This is a genomic window from Enterobacter cloacae complex sp. AR_0002, assembly GCF_001922365.1.
GTDB classification, from domain to species: domain Bacteria; phylum Pseudomonadota; class Gammaproteobacteria; order Enterobacterales; family Enterobacteriaceae; genus Enterobacter; species Enterobacter hormaechei_C.
In genome coordinates this window covers 3,003,488-3,019,948 of the sequence record NZ_CP018814.1, presented here as the reverse complement: position 1 = coordinate 3,019,948, position 16,461 = coordinate 3,003,488, and the positions used below count along the sequence as shown (strand labels likewise).

17 protein-coding genes are annotated in these 16,461 nt (G+C 58.1%); 13 read left to right on the top strand and 4 right to left on the bottom strand.

The features are described from left to right. Positions 1–119: 119 nt before the first annotated feature. Positions 120–1,493 (top strand): UDP-N-acetylmuramate:L-alanyl-gamma-D-glutamyl-meso-diaminopimelate ligase, encoded by a 1,374-nt coding sequence (mpl, locus tag AM329_RS14875; RefSeq protein ID WP_032608369.1) that lies wholly within the window; start codon positions 120–122, stop codon positions 1,491–1,493. A gap of 86 nt (positions 1,494–1,579) precedes the next feature. Here the strand turns inward: mpl and yjgA are convergent, their stop codons facing one another. Beyond that, entirely contained in the window at positions 1,580–2,131 is a 552-nt protein-coding gene (gene yjgA, locus AM329_RS14870) for a ribosome biogenesis factor YjgA (RefSeq protein ID WP_003856072.1), read from the bottom strand. A 95-nt stretch (positions 2,132–2,226) separates the two neighbouring features. Here yjgA and pmbA point away from each other — a divergent pair, with 95 nt between their 5' ends. After that, positions 2,227–3,579 carry a metalloprotease PmbA gene (gene pmbA, locus AM329_RS14865; protein ID WP_015572506.1) on the top strand — a complete coding sequence of 451 codons (1,353 nt, stop codon included), beginning with the start codon at positions 2,227–2,229 and terminating at the stop codon, positions 3,577–3,579. Between the two features lie 42 nt (positions 3,580–3,621). After that, a complete protein-coding gene (gene cybC / locus AM329_RS14860) occupies positions 3,622–4,008 on the top strand; it encodes a cytochrome b562 (protein WP_022650280.1) in 387 nt (128 codons plus the stop codon). A 70-nt stretch (positions 4,009–4,078) separates the two neighbouring features. Here cybC and AM329_RS14855 read toward each other — a convergent pair whose 3' ends face one another. After that, positions 4,079–4,234, bottom strand: coding sequence for a Hok/Gef family protein (locus AM329_RS14855; protein WP_017383916.1), 156 nt, complete (start codon positions 4,232–4,234; stop codon positions 4,079–4,081). Between the two features lie 416 nt (positions 4,235–4,650). Here AM329_RS14855 and AM329_RS14850 point away from each other — a divergent pair, with 416 nt between their 5' ends. The 10 genes from AM329_RS14850 (at position 4,651) to AM329_RS14805 (ending at position 13,319) form a co-directional block, all read left to right on the top strand. Continuing rightward, entirely contained in the window at positions 4,651–4,989 is a 339-nt protein-coding gene (locus AM329_RS14850; RefSeq protein WP_026080657.1) for a PRD domain-containing protein, read from the top strand. A gap of 10 nt (positions 4,990–4,999) precedes the next feature. Beyond that, entirely contained in the window at positions 5,000–5,362 is a 363-nt protein-coding gene (locus tag AM329_RS14845; protein ID WP_006810339.1) for an SFCGS family glycine-rich protein, read from the top strand. Between the two features lie 2 nt (positions 5,363–5,364). Next, a complete protein-coding gene (locus tag AM329_RS14840) occupies positions 5,365–5,664 on the top strand; it encodes a DUF4312 family protein (protein ID WP_006810338.1) in 300 nt (99 codons plus the stop codon). A gap of 22 nt (positions 5,665–5,686) precedes the next feature. Continuing rightward, positions 5,687–6,463, top strand: a complete 777-nt coding sequence (locus AM329_RS14835; RefSeq protein WP_006810337.1) for a DUF4311 domain-containing protein — start codon at positions 5,687–5,689, stop codon at positions 6,461–6,463. 13 nt (positions 6,464–6,476) lie between these two features. Beyond that, positions 6,477–7,118, top strand: coding sequence for a DUF4310 family protein (locus tag AM329_RS14830; RefSeq protein WP_003856081.1), 642 nt, complete (start codon positions 6,477–6,479; stop codon positions 7,116–7,118). A 42-nt stretch (positions 7,119–7,160) separates the two neighbouring features. After that, the gene (locus AM329_RS14825; protein WP_022650282.1) at positions 7,161–8,294 is read left to right on the top strand and encodes an amidohydrolase/deacetylase family metallohydrolase; all 1,134 of its coding nucleotides are present in this window, start codon (positions 7,161–7,163) and stop codon (positions 8,292–8,294) included. Then, positions 8,278–9,396 (top strand): DgaE family pyridoxal phosphate-dependent ammonia lyase, encoded by a 1,119-nt coding sequence (locus AM329_RS14820; RefSeq protein ID WP_032608372.1) that lies wholly within the window; start codon positions 8,278–8,280, stop codon positions 9,394–9,396. The genes AM329_RS14825 and AM329_RS14820 overlap by 17 nt, the downstream gene beginning before the upstream one ends. Next, positions 9,393–10,133: a KDGP aldolase family protein gene (locus AM329_RS14815; RefSeq protein ID WP_023315284.1), complete on the top strand. Its 741-nt coding sequence runs from the start codon at positions 9,393–9,395 to the stop codon at positions 10,131–10,133. Before AM329_RS14820 ends, AM329_RS14815 begins: the two co-directional genes overlap by 4 nt. A gap of 119 nt (positions 10,134–10,252) precedes the next feature. Next, positions 10,253–11,389 carry a lactonase family protein gene (locus AM329_RS14810; protein WP_023315285.1) on the top strand — a complete coding sequence of 379 codons (1,137 nt, stop codon included), beginning with the start codon at positions 10,253–10,255 and terminating at the stop codon, positions 11,387–11,389. A 19-nt stretch (positions 11,390–11,408) separates the two neighbouring features. Next, the gene (locus tag AM329_RS14805) at positions 11,409–13,319 is read left to right on the top strand and encodes a transcription antiterminator (protein WP_032608374.1); all 1,911 of its coding nucleotides are present in this window, start codon (positions 11,409–11,411) and stop codon (positions 13,317–13,319) included. Positions 13,320–13,351: 32 nt separating this feature from the next. On the opposite strand, the gene nrdG is transcribed toward AM329_RS14805, so the two are convergent. Together nrdG and nrdD are read right to left on the bottom strand one after the other, a co-directional pair. Continuing rightward, complete coding sequence (gene nrdG, locus AM329_RS14800; RefSeq protein WP_032608375.1) at positions 13,352–13,816, bottom strand: anaerobic ribonucleoside-triphosphate reductase-activating protein; 465 nt, start codon at positions 13,814–13,816, stop codon at positions 13,352–13,354. A 140-nt stretch (positions 13,817–13,956) separates the two neighbouring features. Continuing rightward, positions 13,957–16,095 (bottom strand): anaerobic ribonucleoside-triphosphate reductase, encoded by a 2,139-nt coding sequence (gene nrdD, locus AM329_RS14795; protein WP_032608376.1) that lies wholly within the window; start codon positions 16,093–16,095, stop codon positions 13,957–13,959. Between the last annotated feature and the right edge of the window lie 366 nt (positions 16,096–16,461).

The window sequence follows — 16,461 nt, the reverse complement described above, 5'->3', positions numbered from 1 at the left end:
ATTCAAATATTAGCGCAGAGGTGAATCGCGCCAGCAAAATACGGATTTACCTGAAATGCGTTTCACAGCCGCTGACATGTGAGTAAAATGTGCGCCACATTGAAGAAGGATAGTGACGTATGCGCATTCATATATTGGGGATTTGTGGCACTTTCATGGGCGGACTGGCAATGCTGGCGCGCTCGCTGGGCCATGAAGTGACAGGTTCGGACGCCAATGTGTATCCGCCGATGAGCACGCTGCTCGAGAAGCAGGGAATTTCTCTGATTCAGGGATACGACGCCAGCCAGCTGGAGCCGCAGCCGGATCTGGTGATCGTGGGTAACGCCATGACCCGTGGGAATCCATGCGTTGAAGCGGTGCTGGAGCGCAATATCCCGTACATGTCTGGCCCGCAGTGGCTGCATGATTTTGTCCTGCGCGACCGCTGGGTTGTCGCCGTTGCCGGGACGCATGGCAAAACCACCACCGCCGGTATGGCGACCTGGATCCTCGAAGCCTGCGGCTACAAGCCGGGCTTTGTGATCGGCGGCGTGCCGGGCAATTTCGACGTCTCCGCACGTCTGGGCGACAGCCCGTTCTTTGTGATTGAAGCGGATGAATACGACTGCGCGTTCTTCGACAAGCGCTCCAAGTTCGTGCATTACTGCCCACGCACGCTGATCCTCAACAACCTTGAGTTCGATCACGCGGATATCTTTGACGACCTGAAAGCGATTCAGAAACAGTTCCACCATCTGGTGCGCATTGTTCCGGGTCAGGGCCGCATTATCCTGCCGGAGAACGACATCAACCTGAAGCAGACTATGGCGATGGGGTGCTGGAGCGAGCAGGAGCTGGTGGGCGAGCAGGGGCACTGGCAGGCGAAAAAGCTCAACGCGGATGCCTCCGAATGGGAAGTGCTGCTCGACGGTGAGAAAGTGGGCGAGGTGAAGTGGGGCCTGGTGGGCGAGCACAACATGCACAACGGCCTGATGGCGATCGCCGCGGCGCGTCACGTTGGCGTACTGCCTGCGGATGCCGCCAATGCGCTGGGCACGTTTATCAACGCCCGTCGCCGTCTGGAGCTGCGTGGCGAAGCCCACGGTGTGACGGTGTATGACGATTTCGCGCACCACCCAACGGCCATTCTGGCGACGCTTGCCGCATTGCGTGGCAAAGTTGGCGGCACCGCGCGCATTCTGGCCGTACTGGAACCGCGTTCGAACACCATGAAAATGGGCATCTGCAAAGACGATCTCGCGCCGTCCTTAGGGCGTGCCGACGAAGTCTTCCTGCTGCAACCGCAGCATATTCCGTGGCAGGTGGCCGAAGTGGCCGACGCCTGCATTCAGCCGGCGCACTGGAGTGCGGACGTGGATGTCTTAGCGGATATGGTGGTGAAAGCCGCACAGCCTGGCGATCACATTCTGGTGATGAGCAACGGCGGGTTTGGCGGGATCCATCAGAAGCTGCTGGACGGTCTGGCGAAGAAAGCCGCGGCCGCAGAGTAAAAAAAGACCCGGTGGCGCTAGCGCTTACCGGGCCTACATTATCTCTTCTCCCTCTCCCCTTTGGAGAGAGGGCTGGGGTGAGGGGTTTACTCTTCGTTCTCAGACAGCTCGCGCAGATACTGGAAAATCAGACGCGCTGACTTCGGCGGCTTATTCCCTTCTTTCTCTTTCTTCGCGTTACGGATCAAAGAACGCAGCTGCTGGCGGTCGGCATTCGGCCACAGGTTCAGCACTTCAGGTACCGCGTCATCACCTTGCTCGATCAAACGATCGCGGATCTGCTCCAGCTTATGGAACAGCGCAACCTGCTGGTTGTGGCGGTTTTTCAGTTTGTCCAGCGCCTGACGGATCGGCTCCACGTCGCGCTGACGCAGCAGTTTCCCGATAAGCTGAAGCTGGCGGCGACGCCCTTCTTTCTTGATTTTCTGTGCCAGTTCAATGGCATCACGCAGATCCTGGTCGAGCGGGATCTTATCCAGCGCGTTTTTACCCAGTTCTACCATTTCTGCGCCAAGCTGTTTTAACTCTTCGGCGTCACGTTTAATTTCACTTTTACTGACCCAGATGATCTCATCATCTTCGTCTTCGATGTCATCACCGGGAACGTCGTCGAGCCAGTCTTCGGGCTGCTTAGTCATGTCAGGCTCCTTAAAAAAAGAGGCTAATGTTACCAGTTAAGACGCGCACTGAAAAACGGTTCTCTGTTAGACTTCACTTAACTCTCTCTTACAGTATGGCATTTGCGATGAAAGTAACCTCACAAGTTGAAGCGCAGCGTAAGATTCTGGAAGAAGCCGTCTCCACCGCGCTGACGCTCGCTTCAGGTAAATCAGATGGCGCCGAAGTGGCGGTCAGCAAAACCACCGGCATTAGCGTGAGCACCCGCTATGGCGAAGTGGAGAATGTAGAATTTAATAGCGATGGCGCGCTGGGGATCACCGTGTATCACCAGAATCGCAAAGGCAGCGCGTCGTCTACCGATCTCAGCCCGGATGCCATCGCCCGAACGGTGCAGGCGGCGCTGGATATCGCGCGTTACACCTCCCCGGATCCTTACGCTGGCGTGGCCGATAAAGAGCTGCTGGCGTTTGACGCGCCGGATCTCGATCTGTTCCATCCCGCGGAAGTGACGCCGGACGAAGCCATTGAGCTGGCCGCGCGAGCCGAGCAGGCTTCTTTGCAGGCTGACAAACGCATCACCAATACCGAAGGCGGCAGCTTTAACAGCCACTACGGCATCAAAGTGTTTGGTAACTCCCATGGCATGTTGCAGGGGTACTGCTCAACCCGCCACTCGCTTTCCAGTTGCGTCATCGCCGAAGAAAACGGCGACATGGAGCGCGACTACGCCTATACCATTGGCCGCGCGCTGGGGGATTTGCAGTCTCCGGAGTGGGTGGGTAAAGCGTGCGCCGAACGCACGCTGTCTCGCCTGTCGCCGCGCAAGCTCTCCACCATGAAAGCCCCGGTGATTTTTGCCAACGAAGTGGCGACCGGTCTGTTTGGCCATCTGGTAGGCGCTATCGCGGGCGGTTCGGTGTACCGTAAATCGACCTTCCTGCTCGACTCGCTGGGCAAGCAGATCCTGCCGGAATGGCTGACCATCGAAGAGCACCCACACCTGCTGAAAGGGCTGGCCTCCACGCCTTTCGACAGCGAAGGCGTACGCACGGAACGCCGGGATATCGTGAAAGACGGCATTCTGACCCAGTGGCTGCTGACCAACTACTCTGCGCGTAAGCTGGGGCTGAAAAGCACCGGGCACGCGGGTGGCATCCACAACTGGCGCATTGCCGGACAGGGCCTGAATTTTGAACAGATGCTGAAAGAGATGGGCACCGGCCTGGTGGTCACCGAGCTGATGGGGCAGGGCGTGAGCGGTATCACCGGCGATTACTCTCGCGGTGCAGCGGGCTTCTGGGTCGAAAACGGTGAAATTCAGTATCCGGTGAGCGAAATCACCATCGCCGGCAACCTCAAGGACATGTGGCGCAATATTGTTACGGTCGGTAACGATATTGAAACACGCAGCAATATTCAGTGTGGTTCTGTATTACTGCCTGAGATGAAAATCGCCGGGCAATAATCCCCGTAAAAGCGTGATTAATAATAAAAAAGGAAGTGAGCAATGCGTAAACACCTGTTAGCGATCGTCGCGGCTTCAACGCTGGTTCTTGGCTCATCTGCGTTTGCTGCCGATCTCGAAGACAACATGGACATCCTCAGTCAAAATCTGAAGGTGGTGCAGAAAACCGACAATGCGGCGGAAATGAAAGACGCACTGACGAAGATGCGTGAAGCTGCGCTGGATGCGCAAAAAGCGACGCCGCCGAAGCTGGAAAGCAAAGCGGCAGACAGCGCCGAGATGAAAGACTACCGCCACGGCTTTGACGTGCTGGTCGGCCAGATTGACGGCGCGCTGAAGCTGGCGAACGAAGGCAAAGTGAAGGAAGCCCAGGCGGCAGCCGACCAGTTTGCGGCGACCCGCAACGCGTATCACAAGAAGTATCGTTAATTGGGTGCCTGAGCTGTACGTCCTCTCTCCGTATGCGGAGGCGCATGATGCGCCCCCGCATCGTTGCTCCCTACTTGCCGGAGCGACAATCCATCCGCGCTGTCACTTCAAGCGAGCCATTACGAAAACGGATCTCGCACAGTGTTTTCCTCGTTACCAGCGTTAAGATGATTATTGTCAAAGAAATAATCATCAAAACCCCGATACTTGGGTTTCTGCGTTTCATGGATGCCTCCTTGCTTTAAAGCGGGCGAGGTAGCGAACTCCACGGTGTGACGTGTCGTTTCGAGCCCCCGCCCTGATTTTTTATCAGGCGGGGCTTTCCACTTTCCGTCCCATGCCTGAGACGGTCAGTCTCAAGCACCCGCCGCCACTCTAGCGAATCTCCATAAGAAAACCTTATCCACGTCACATTTCTACGAGCCTGCTCGTAATCTTTTCCACTCCGCTTATCAGTCTAATACCGCGTAATAGCGTGATATTCATCACGTAAATCCAGCGATTTATACAGATTCACCGCATTTATGTGGCACAGATCACTGCCGCTGCTCGCCTTTCCACTTCGAAGTGGAAAACAACTCGCTACAAACAATTCCCCCCCAACGTTAGTTTTATTCCAGAGCCATTAACGGGGTAAGACGAGTGATTAACGGAGCGGTAATGAACGACGTTGGGGAACAGGCGGTGCAAACAGAACAGCTCGCGAACACCATGCTTCAGCAGGTCTACGCCCTGCTGGCCCGGCACAACATCATCCCCAACGCGGTACAGGAGCAGATGCTGACCTCCCACGTTCGCGCAATGGCGCACCGGTCCGTGACCGGCGAGCCGCTGCCGGAGGTTGAAGCAGAGCTGTTCGACGAAATTTCACCAGATTCAATGCAACTTGCCCGTGAAGTGGTAGCGCAGTTCGGCAACCTTCCTGATGAAGAGGCCTGGCTGCTCTCCGTTCACTTCGAAGTCGCGAAAGACAACCTTTAAGGAGCAACACATGGAACAGATTACAGTCGTGATTGGCGATCGCCTGGGTAAAGGGCAGAAAGTGGCTGCGGGTGTGGAAAAAGCCGGCGGACGCGCGGTTGTCGTACCGGGCATGGCAGCGGATATGAAGCTCGGTGACGTGATGAAAGCAGAAAACGCCACCTTCGGGATCTCCTTCTGCGGCAGCGGCGGCGCGGGCGCCATCACCGCTCAGACCAAATATGGCTACAAGGCCAAATACGGGATGCGCTCCGTGGATGAGGGTGTGACCGCCATCAACGAAGGCTGCAACGTGCTGGGCTTTGGCTTTATGGATAAAGAAGAGCTGGGCGAGCGTCTGGTACAGGCGTGGCAGAAGAAATACGGCGCGTAAGCATGAAAGAACAGTTCACAACCACGGTGAGAGTGAAGGGGAAGGGCGACGCCAAAGCGCGCGCCTTTGCCGACGCGCTCAACCACGTTCAGGCCGCGGTGATGAAAGCCTCACCGCATATCTTACTGCGTATTGAGCCACAGGATGTGCAGGTCGTTCAGGCGCAAGAAGCGGTGCGAAAAGAAGCGTTTCTGTTCTTCTTTCTGCGCCGGGAAAGACGCACCTACAGCGTGGAGCTGGATGTGACCGTCAACGTGACAGCCATCAATCTCGACCAGGTGGATTTCGTCACGCAACGCTGATTATTCATAAAAGGGCAGACTGATGTTCTTAATTATATTAATAAAATCGCTCATCATCGGCGGCCTGGTAGGCGTCGGTGTCGGGGCCGGGGCTGCACGCATGTTTCATGCGCCTACCACTCAGGGTATGGGCGCGTTTCGTACGTTGGGGGAACTGAACTCCTGCGAAGGGGATCCGGCGTCCCACTTCTCTTTTGGGTTAGGTTTCTTCTTTAACGCCTGGGCCTCTTCCGTGGCCGCAGGTGCCTTCACACAGGACGTTGACCACCGCATCATCCCGAACTGGGGTGCTGCTGCACTGATGATCAAAAACCGTAATGTCGGTGAAACGCTGCATGACCCGCGCAAAATGGCGATTGCCTGCGGCATCATCGGCATGATTGTCGTGACCTTCCTTAACCTGACCGCCTCCTCCGTGCCCGCAGCGCTTCAGGTCACCGCCGTGAAGGTGCTTGTACCGGCGGCTAACCTGCTGGTCAACACCGTGATGCCGGTGATCTTCTGGCTGGCGGCCATCGACGCGGGTAAAAAATCGGGCTTCTGGGCCACCATCTTTGGCGGCGCGGCACAGCTGATCATGGGTAACGCCGTACCGGGTCTGGTACTGGGTATTCTGATCGGTAAAGGCGTGGAGGAGAGCGGCTGGAACCACGTCACCAAAGTGATGATGGCGGCGATCGTTCTGCTCTTCGTGCTGAGCGGCTTCTTCCGCGGCTTCGACATGAAGATGATCGAATCCTTCCATCTGACCGTGCCGAACTGGCTCGACATGATCCACAACTCGCTCAGCGGTAAATAACAGGAGCCTCGACATGGAACAGAATAAAGGTTTTTGGTATGCCGACTGGTCGTTCCCGATCTTCGTTGGCCTGCTCTCCTCCGGCGTCTTTGCCGGGACGCACATGTACTACCTCTACGGCATCGGCGCGTTTAACGAAGTGGCCTTCGTGGCGATGCTGAAAGCGGGCATTGATACCGGCGTTTACGGCGCAGTGGCGGCATTTGGCGCGAGCTTCCTGTTCGCCCGAATTATCGAAGGGTCGCTGGTAGGTATTCTTGATATCGGCGGGGCGATCCAGACCGGCGTGGGCCTCGGCGTACCGGCGCTGCTGCTGGGCGCGGGGATCATGTTCCCGGTGACCAACTTCATTGCCTCGCTGATTACCGGCCTGGTGATTGGTCTGGCGATTGGCTACGTCATCATCCTGGCGCGTAAGTTCACCATCAACCAGAGCAACTCCACCTACGGCGCAGACGTGATGATGGGCGCGGGTAACGCCTCCGGCCGCTTCCTCGGGCCGTTGATTATCCTCAGCGCCATGACCGCCTCCATTCCAATCGGCGTCGGTTCCCTGGTAGGCGCGTTGCTGTTCTACATCTGGCAGAAGCCGATAACCGGTGGCGCCATCCTCGGCGCAATGATTTTGGGCTGGCTGTTCCCGGTCGCCCTTTAATACCCGCGGGCGCTCCGGCGCCCGCCCTATCAGGAGAACCCCATGTTTGATTTACTCCTGCGCCGTGCGCGCCTCGCCGACGATACCCTGACCGATATCGCCATTCAGGACGGGAAGATCGCCGCGACAGGCGACATTAACGCTCCCGCCCGCAAAACGGTTGAGCTTAACGGTGATGTGTTCGTCAGCGCGGGCTGGATTGACTCCCACGTCCACTGCTACCCGAACTCCCCGATTTACCACGACGAGCCGGACAGCGTGGGCATTGCCACCGGCGTCACCACCGTGGTGGACGCGGGCAGCACCGGGGCCGACGACGTGGACGATTTCTACGCCATCACCCGCAAAGCCTCCACCGAGGTGTTTGCCCTGCTGAACATCTCCCGCGTGGGGCTGATCGCCCAGAACGAGCTGGCCAATATGGCCAATATTGACGCCGACGCGGTGAAAGAGGCGGTGAAACGCCATCCTGATTTTATCGTCGGCCTGAAGGCGCGCATGAGCAGCAGCGTGGTCGGTGAAAACGGCATCACCCCGCTGGCGCGCGCGAAAGCGATCCAGAAAGAGAACGGCGACCTGCCGCTGATGGTGCACATTGGCAACAACCCGCCGAACCTCGACGAAATCGCCGAGCTGCTGAGCTCCGGCGACATCATTACCCACTGCTACAACGGCAAGCCAAACCGCATCCTGACGCCCTCCGGCGAGCTGCGTGCCTCCATTACCTCCGCCCTGAAGCGCGGCGTGCGTCTGGACGTTGGCCACGGTACGGCGAGCTTCAGCTTTGAAGTGGCGAAGCGCGCTATTGCGATGGGCATTCTGCCGCACACCATCAGCTCGGATATTTACTGCCGCAACCGCATCAACGGTCCGGTCGGCTCGCTGGCAAGCGTGATGTCGAAATTCCTCGCCATCGGCATGTCATTGCCGCAGGTGATTGACTGCGTCACCGCCAACGCCGCCGACGGCCTGCGCCTGACGCGCAAAGGCCGCATTCAGCCTGGCCTCGACGCCGATCTGACGCTGTTTACCCTCAAGCGCCAGCCGACGGTGCTGACGGATGCCGAAAACGACAGCCTACAGGCTGAACACATTCTGGTGCCGCTTGCCGCGATCCGCGCGGGCAAGGGCTACATGACCGAACAAGGGAGCACGGAACATGCCTTCGATTTATGAGAAGTACAACTTAAAGCAGGTTATCAACACCTCTGGCCGCATGACGGCGCTGGGCGTCTCCACGCCGCGCCCGGAAGTGGTGCAGGCGGCGATGGACGGCATGAATCACTATTTCGAGATGAAGGATCTGGTCAATAAAACCGGGGAATACATCGCGAAGCTGCTGGAGGTGGAAGGGGCGACGGTGGTCTCCTGCGCGTCGGCGGGCATTGCCCAGTCCGTGGCGGCTGTGCTGGTGAAAGACAGCGACTGGCTGCTGGAAAACCTGCACGTCACACCGATTGAAAATAACGAGATCGTCCTGCCGAAAGGCCACAACGTGAATTTTGGCGCGCCGGTGGGCACCATGGTGGCGCTTGGCGGCGGCAAGCTGGTGGAAGCGGGCTACGCCAACGAATGTTCCGCCGATCAGCTGGCGGCGGCGATCACCCCGCGCACGGCGGCTATCCTCTACATTAAATCGCACCACTGCGTGCAGAAAAGCATGCTCAGCGTCGAGCAGGCGGCGGTTGTCGCGCGTAAACACGACTTGCCGCTAATCGTTGATGCCGCGGCGGAAGAAGATCTGCATACCTATTACCGATCCGGCGCCGATCTGGTGATCTACAGCGGCGCGAAGGCGATCGAAGGCCCAACCAGCGGCCTGGTGATTGGCAAAACCCAGTACGTTGAGTGGGTGAAGCGCCAGACGGCGGGCATTGGCCGCGCGATGAAGGTGGGCAAAGAGGGCATTCTTGGCCTGACCTGCGCCATCGAACACTACCTGACGGCCACCAAGGAGAGCGGCGCCGAGATGGTGGCGAAAATGACGCCGTTTATCGAGGCGCTCAACACCCTTAACGGTGTGACCGCGCGCGTGGTCTGGGACAGCGCCGGACGCGACATCGCCCGCACCGAAATTAAGTTCGACGAAGCCACCACCGGCGTCGGCACGGGTGACCTGGTGAATGCGCTCAAGCAGGGCGAATACGCCATCTATTTCCGTGGCTACAAGGCCAACGAAGGGATTATTGAGGCGGACGTGCGCAGCGTAAACGCTGACCAGCTGAACATTGTGTACCGCCGCATTAGTGAAGTATTAGGACAGGAGAAAAACGCATGAAACTGACCCCCAACTTTTACCGTGACCGCGTCTGTCTGAACGTGCTGGCAGGCTCAAAGGCCAACGCCAGCGCCATCTATGAGGCGGCGGAAGGCCACGTGCTGGTGGGCGTGCTCTCCAAAAATTACCCGGACGTGGCGAGCGCGGTCGCGGATATGCGTGAATACGCGAAGCTGATTGATAACGCGCTCTCCGTTGGCCTGGGCGCGGGCGATCCGAACCAGTCGGCGATGGTGAGTGAAATATCCCGCCAGGTGCAGCCGCAGCACGTTAACCAGGTCTTTACCGGCGTGGCCACCAGCCGCGCGCTGCTGGGGCAAAATGACTCCGTGGTCAACGGTCTGGTCTCTCCGACCGGTACCGTCGGGATGGTGAAAATCTCCACCGGCCCGCTGAGCAGTAACGCGCCGGATGGCATTGTGCCGGTTGAAACCGCCATCGCCCTGCTGAAAGATTTCGGCGGGAGCTCCATCAAGTACTTTCCGATGGGCGGCCTGAAATGCCGTGACGAATACCAGGCGGTGGCGGAAGCCTGCGCCCGTCACGACTTCTGGCTGGAGCCGACCGGGGGAATCGATCTGGAGAACTTCGAGGCGATCTTGCAGATCGCCCTGGATGCGGGCGTGAGCAAAATCATCCCGCATATCTACAGCTCGATTATCGATAAAGCCAGCGGTGATACGCGTCCGGAAGATGTGCGTACGCTGCTGGCGATGACGAAGAAGCTGGTTAAGTAGAACCTGCCCCTCACCCCAGCCCTTTCCCCAAAGGGGAGAGGGTGTAATCGTCCCCTCTCCCCTTTGGGGAGAGGGTTAGGGTGAGGGGAAACAAACCGCACACACCCGAAGGAGCCACCATGCACACCCGAACCCTGCTTGTCGCTTCACTCTCAATGCTCGCCACCGCCGCTGTCGCCCAGACGCAATACGCCTGGGTGGGTACCTATAATCCGAACGGCGAAGGGCTGTACCGCTTTACCGTCGACCCGCAAACCGGTGCGCTGAACGATAAAACGCTGGTGAGCAAGCTGCCGAACGCCGCGCAGTTAACCGTCTCACACGACGGCAAAACGCTCTATCTGGCAAGCGAAGTGGAGCAGGGCGTGGTGCAGGCGCTGCGCATCGGCGATAACGGCACGCTGAGCGAGCTGAATCAGGTGGCCTCCGGCGGCGCGGGGCCGGTATATCTTTCCCTGACGCCGAACGGTAAACATCTGCTGGTGGCAAACTACATCAGCGGAACTGTCGCGGTGCTGCCCGTTAACGCAGACGGCAGCCTGAGCGATGCTACGGACACCCATCAGGACAAAGGCGAACCGGGCGCGGCGAAGCCGGAAGCTGCCGTCGAGGGCAGTTTCGCCATCAGCGATCATAACGGCCCGCATGCGCACATGATCGCCGCCGATCCGAGCGGGAAATACGTTTTTTCCACCGATCTGGGGCTGGATCGCATCTATCAGTACCGTTTTGACGATCAAACCGGGAAGCTGACTCCGAACGATCCGCCGTTTATCAGCGCCTCCTCAAAAGGGGCCGGGCCGCGCCACTTCGTCTTTACGCCGAAAGGTGATGCCCTGTGGCTGATTAACGAAGAGGCGTCTACGCTCACCCATTATGCGCTGGACAGTAATGGCAGGCTGAAAGAGGGTAAAACGGTTTCAGCCCTGCCGGACGGTTATAAAGGCACCAGTTTTGCTGCCGGGCTGGCGCTAAGTGCCGACGGGAAACAGCTGTATGTCGCTAACCGTTTGCATAACAGCATCGGGCACTTTACCGTAACGGCAGAGGGTACGCTGACGCATCAGGATGATGTCTGGACGCGCGGCGACTATCCGCGCACCCTGACGCTCGATAAGCAGGGTCGCTGGCTGTACGTCATGAACCAGCGCAGCGACAACATTACCCGTTTCCGCGTGGCACCGGACGGCAAGCTGAGCGCCGAGCCAGACTATACCCCGGTCGGCAGCCCATCCCAGATGGTCATTTCACCTTAAGCCGTAAGAGGACAACGACGTGCGATTTCCGAACCAACGTTTAGCGCAACTTTTCGATCTGTTGCAAAACGAGACGCTGCCGCAGGACGAGCTGGCGCAGCGGCTGTCGGTTTCCACGCGAACCGTCCGGGCGGATATCACCGCCCTGAACGCGCTGCTGGCCAGCCACGGCGCGCAGTTCATTTTGAGCCGGGGCAACGGCTATCAGCTCAAAATTAATGATGTGGCGCGCTATCAACAATTGCAGGCGTCCCACCCGCGCGCGCTGCGTATTCCGCGAACCGGACCTGAGCGCGTGCACTATCTGGTGGTGCGTTTTCTGACGTCAGCCTTTTCCATCAAGCTGGAGGATCTGGCCGATGAGTGGTTCGTCAGCCGGGCCACGTTGCAGAGCGACATGGTGGAAGTGCGCGAGTGGTTTCACCGTTACAACCTGACGCTGGAAACCCGCCCTCGCCACGGCATGAAGCTGTTTGGCAGCGAGATGGCGATCCGCGCCTGCCTGACCGACCTCCTGTGGGAGCTGGCGCAGCAGGACAGCCTGAACCCGCTGGTGACCGACGTGGCGCTGAACGCGGGCGTGGCGGAAAAGATGGTGCCGGTGCTGCACGATGCGCTGACGCGCCATCACATTCGCCTGACCGACGAAGGCGAGCTGTTCCTGCGCCTGTACTGCGCGGTGTCGGTGCGGCGCATCAGCGAAGGGTATCCGCTGCCGGAATTCCACGCGGAAGACGTGGAAGAGAACGTGCATGAGGCGGCGAAAGATATCGCGGTGGCTATCCAGGAGCTGGCGGGCAAAGCGCTGTCGCCGTCAGAAGAGAGCTGGCTGTGCGTGCACATTGCGGCGCGGCAGATCCAGGAGATCGCCCCGAGCGCCATTAATGCTGACGACGACGAAGCCCTGGTCAACTACATTCTGCGCTACATCAACACCCACTATAACTACAACCTGTTGAGCGACGAGCAACTGCATGCAGATCTGCTCACGCACATCAAAACCATGATTACCCGCGTGCGGTATCAAATCATGATCCCCAATCCGTTGCTGGATAACATCAAGCAGCACTACCCGATGGCGTGGGATATGACCCTCGCGGCGGTGTCGAGCTGGGGCAAATACACCCCGTATGTGATCAGCGAAAACGAAATTGGTTTTCTGGTGCTGCATATCGGCGTCGGGCTGGAGCGCCACTACAACATCGGCTATCAGCGCCAGCCGCGGGTGCTGCTGGTATGCGACGCAGGTAACGCGATGGTGCGCATGATCGAGGCGGTACTTCAGCGTAAATACCCGCAGATTGAGGTGACGCGCACGCTCACCCTTCGCGAGTACGAGCTTGCCGATGCCATTGGCGAAGACTTTGTGATCTCCACCGCCCGTGTGAGCGAAAAATCCAAACCGGTGGTGATGATCGCCCCGTTCCCGACCGATTATCAGTTAGAGCAGATCGGCAAGCTGGTGCTGGTGGACCGCACCCGGCCGTGGATGCTGGAAAAATACTTCGACGCGGCCCATTTCCGCATTATCGACAAGCCTGTCGACCAGCAAACGCTGTTCCGCGAGCTGTGTGAACAGCTTGAAGCAGAGGGCTTTGTCGGTGCGGAGTTTCTGGATTCGGTTATCGAGCGTGAAGCCATCGTCAGCACCATGCTCGGCGACGGCATTGCGCTGCCGCACTCCCTCGGCCTGCTGGCGCAAAAAACGGTGGTCTACACCGTGCTGGCGCCGCAGGGCATTCAGTGGGGAGATGAAACCGCCCATGTCATCTTCCTGCTCGCCATCAGCAAAAGCGAGTACGAAGAGGCAATGGCGATTTACGACATCTTTGTCACTTTCCTGCGTGAACGCGCGATGGCGCGCCTGTGCCAGTGCGAGAATTTTGCGGCGTTTAAGGCTGTGGCGATGGAGAGTTTGAGTCGGTTTTGACGTTCAGGCGGACAGAGGATATCCGCCTTCATTCAACGCAGATGATGCACAACCTGGTTGCTGCTGCCGCGCCAGATAAGCATAGGATCTTTTAGATCCTGCATGAACTTGCCGTCGACCAGGACGTTAATTAGATCCACCACTTCCATCTGCTGCGCATTCAGTTCATCCAGCTTATAGCCCGTCCAGACCCAGATGTCTTTTCCCGCGCACTCGTGGTGGATGCGTTTTACCAGCTTCAGGATCTCCGGCACGTTTTGCGGATGGAGCGGGTCGCCGCCGGAGAGCGAGATCCCCTGGCGTTTGATGCGCGTGTCGTTCAGGTCGTTGATGATGCGGTCTTCCATCTCAGCGGTAAACGGCATACCCGAGTTCAGGCGCCAGGTGCTTTTGTTGTAGCAGCCGGGGCACTCGTGAACGCAGCCTGATACAAACAGGGTACAGCGGGTGCCGGGGCCGTTGACGATGTCGACGGAGTAGTACTGGTGATAATTCATAGCGTTAACCTGATGCCCTCACCCCGGCCCTCTCCCACAGGGAGAGGGAGAACACCGGTGGCCGGAATAACAATGTGCTCGATCGGTTCCCTCTCCCTTGAGGGAGAGGGGTAGGGTGAGGGGGACACCCTGCGCAGAACTTACCCGATCTGCCCATTCCCCAGATGTTTCACCCTGCGCTTCACCTCTTCCTGCTTACCGGCGTTAAACGGACGGGCATCCGGGCTGCCGAGGTAGCCGCACACGCGGCGGGTCACGGAGACGCGGGCTGCATCGTGGTTACCGCATTTCGGACAGGTGAAGCCTTTGCTGGTGCACTCGAACTCACCGGTAAAGCCGCACTCGTAGCACTCGTCAATTGGCGTGTTGGTTCCGTAGTACGGCACGTGCTGATAGCTGTAATCCCACACGTCTTCCAGCGCCTTCAGGTTGTGCTGAATGTTCGGGTACTCGCCATAGCAGATAAAACCGCCGTTCGCGATGGGCGGATAAGCCGCTTCGAAGTCGATCTTGTCGTACGGGTTCACCTTCTTCTCCACATCGAGGTGGAAGCTGTTGGTGTAGTAACCTTTGTCGGTCACGCCTTCCACGATGCCGAATTCGGCGGTGTCCAGGCGGCAGAAGCGATCGCAGAGGTTTTCACTCGGCGTGCTGTACAGGCTGAAACCGTAACCAGTTTCCTCTTTCCACTGGTCTACCGCATCGCGCAGGCGCTGCACAATCGCGATACCCTTCTCACGCAGGGCGTCGTTGTCATAGATATGCTTGTCGCCAAACAGCGCGTTAATCGTTTCGTGAATGCCGATATAGCCAAGAGAGATCGACGCGCGACCGTTTTTGAAGATCTCCGACACATCATCGTCCGCTTTCAGGCGCACGCCGCAGGCCCCTTCCATATAGAGAATTGGCGCGACGCGGGCTTTCACCCCTTCAAGACGGGCGATGCGGGTCATCAGCGCCTTACGTGCCAGCTGTAAACGTTCATCCAGCAGCGTCCAGAAGGCCGCTTCATTCCCTTTGGCTTCCAGCGCGATGCGCGGCAGGTTCAGGCTGATGACGCCCAGGTTGTTGCGCCCGTCGTGGATCTGCTCGCCGTTCTCATCCTCGTACACGCCGAGGAAGCTGCGGCAGCCCATTGGCGTTTTAAACGAACCCGTGACTTTTACCACCTGGTCGTAGTTGAGGATATCCGGGTACATACGCTTGCTCGCGCACTCCAGCGCCAGCTGTTTGATGTCGTAGTTCGGATCGCCAAACTTGTGGTTCAGGCCGTCGCGAATGGCGAACACCAGTTTCGGGAACACCGCCGTTTTACGGTTTTTACCGAGGCCGGAGATACGGTTGCGCAGAATAGACTGCTGGATCAGGCGTGATTCCCAGCTGGTGCCGAGGCCAAACCCGAAGGTCACAAACGGCGTCTGGCCGTTGGCGGTGTGCAGCGTGTTTACCTCATATTCCAGCGACTGGAAGGCGTCGTAGCACTCTTTCTCGGTGCGGGAACGGGCGTAACCGTCAGCATCCGGGATCTGCCACTCTTCCGCCGTTTTACGGTGTTTGTTGAAGCTCTCGGTCACGAACGGGGCCAGCACTTCATCAATGCGGTTAATGGTGGTGCCGCCATAGATGTGGCTCGCCACCTGGGCGATGATCTGCGCCGTGACCGCCGTCGCGGTGGAGATGGATTTCGGCGGCTCAATCTCGGCGTTACCCATTTTAAAACCGTGGGTCAGCATGCCTTTCAGGTCGATCAGCATGCAGTTAAACATCGGGAAGAACGGCGAGTAGTCGAGATCGTGATAGTGGATCTCACCGCGCTCGTGCGCCGAGACTACATCGCGCGGCAGCAGATGCTGACGGGCATAGTGCTTGGCGACGATACCGGCCAGCAGGTCGCGCTGGGTCGGGATCACTTTGCTGTCTTTATTGGCATTTTCATTGAGCAGCGACGAGTTGGTTTGCTCTACCAGGCCGCGGATCTCCTGGTTAAGGCGACCCCGTTTCTCACGCTGGACGTCACGGTCGTGACGATACTCAATGTAGGCGCGCGCCAGCTGCTTGTACGGACCAGACATCAGCTGGTTTTCAACCGCGGTCTGGATCTCGCTGATATCCACCTGGCTGCGTTCGTGCATCTGGCTGCTAACGACTTCTGCGACGGTGGCGCAGTAATCTGCGTCATCGACTCCCGCTGCTTTAGCTGCACGCAGAATGGCTTCTTTGATGCGCTCTGATTTAAACGGCACTTTACAGCCATCACGTTTCATCACATGCGGTGTCATGATCACTCCATTTTAAAAACAGGTTATCCACAGAGGTGGAGAAGTATTCACCGGGCGTATTCCTCGCCGCGGCAAAGACTTCCCGCGTGCCCAGCCCGTGTTATCCACAATTCCGGCCAGCGTAAGCGCCGTCTTGTTGTTGGAATAGTAGACGATAAATACAAGATGTTGGGTCGGCGTGCATTTTAAGTGCTACATATAGTGATTTGCATCAAACATGTTTGCGATTTTTTTGATGCAGGACAAAGTAAAAAGACGAGAGTACAAACGGCGGGCGCTGGGGCAATTGTAAAGACGCGAAGGAAAAATCTGATTAATTATTCAACAAAAACAGCAAAGTAAGCCGGACACGGCATCGTGCCCGGC